The organism is Vibrio sp. 10N.222.48.A3 (assembly GCF_041475345.1).
In the GTDB taxonomy this organism is placed as follows: domain Bacteria; phylum Pseudomonadota; class Gammaproteobacteria; order Enterobacterales; family Vibrionaceae; genus Vibrio; species Vibrio tasmaniensis_A.
Window position 1 is genome coordinate 1 of sequence record NZ_JBFRVX010001714.1, and the last position, 306, is coordinate 306.

The window sequence follows — 306 nt, forward strand, 5'->3', positions numbered from 1 at the left end:
CAATCAAGCCGCCGACAATGGGCTCTGGGATATTGTACTTTTTGAGAACAGGAAGCTTTGCATTGACGAAATGACCTAGAAACAAAACACTAATCGCGATTAGGAAGGATTCTAGTGGTCCAATTGAAATTAATTGATTCATATAACCTCTATTTTTTTACGTTCTCATCTTCCTTAACGAGTCTAGTTTTATCTGTAATTATCTGTGCTGCTCTACCTATATTTATACAAACTGGAGAGAAATTGTAGATTCGAAAAGCGAACACATTACTGCGTTCACTTGGTGCCATGTTAGTAGCACGTTAA

Annotated in this window: 1 protein-coding gene; it reads right to left on the bottom strand. The window is 37.3% G+C overall.

The window, feature by feature from the left end:
* The coding region (locus AB4653_RS28565; RefSeq protein ID WP_372106011.1) for a sodium/glutamate symporter at positions 1–142 on the bottom strand (142 nt) is incomplete at its 3' end.
* Positions 143–306: the final 164 nt, after the last annotated feature.